General features: G+C 50.2%; 1 pseudogene. It reads right to left on the minus strand.

The window, feature by feature from the left end:
• Window positions 1-1,054, minus strand: a pseudogene (locus N4310_RS08690) (collagen-like protein); the annotation flags it as partial.

The following is a 1,054-nucleotide window of genomic DNA, read 5'->3' on the forward strand; positions in this document are numbered from 1 at the left end:
CTTTAGGTCCTTGCGGACCACGGTCGCCTGCCATCTTAGTCCATTGATAAGAAGCTGGATTGGTACTGTCTGCTTGTATGAAGTCAGTATAAGTCCCAATATAGGTCCTGCCATTTGCATCGGTTGTGCTAAAATTACTGCGACCATCAGAACTTCCTGCATAAGCGACGTGGAAATAAGGGGTCCTGCCGTCCGCACCTTTAGGTCCTGGAGTCCCGTTTCTTCCATCAGCACCTTTTATGAGAGTCCACTGGTACTTGGTCGGATCTGTAGAATCATTCTCGGTGAAATCCACATAGACTCCCATATAAGAACGATTAGCATCGGATACCGAAAAGGCCTGCCGTCCATCGGCGGAGTTAGCATAAGCGATATGGGTGTATTGGGTACGACCATCGGCACCTCTCGCTCCAGCTATCCCTTGTGCTCCTTGTGGACCTTGCAAACCTTGAAGACCTCTTTCACCACGGTCTCCTTTATCTCCCTTATCTCCTTTGTCACCTCGGATTTTAGTCCAGCGGTATCGAGCTGGATTCGGGCTATCCGTTTCCTCAAAATCCACATACATACCGATATAGGCTTTAGAGCCGTTGGTAGTTTGCGAGAAGCCACCTCCAAGATTGGTGTCTGCATAGGCAATGTGGGTATACTGTGTTCGACCGTCGGCACCTTTTTGTCCTGGGATTCCCTGTGTTCCTTGAGGGCCCTGTAGGCCTTGAAGCCCACGTTCACCTCGTGGACCAATCGCTCCTTGGTCTCCCTTATCGCCTTTATCGCCTTTGACTCCTTGAGCGCCCTGTGGACCTCTCGCTCCAGTATCCCCTTTGTCCCCTTTTGGACCTTGAGCACCGTCTCTACCATCACGGCCATTACGACCATCAGAACCTTTCATCAAAGCCCATACATAGCTAGTAGGATTAGTGCTATCTGCTTGTACAAAGTCAGTATAAGTTCCAATGTGGGTTCGACCTGCTGCGTCAGTTGTACTGAAGTTAGTCCGTCCGTCTGCCGAACTTGCATAAGCAACGTGGAAGTATGGTGTTCGACCATCTGC

This window comes from Streptococcus danieliae, assembly GCF_025447695.1.
Lineage (GTDB): Bacteria > Bacillota > Bacilli > Lactobacillales > Streptococcaceae > Streptococcus > Streptococcus danieliae.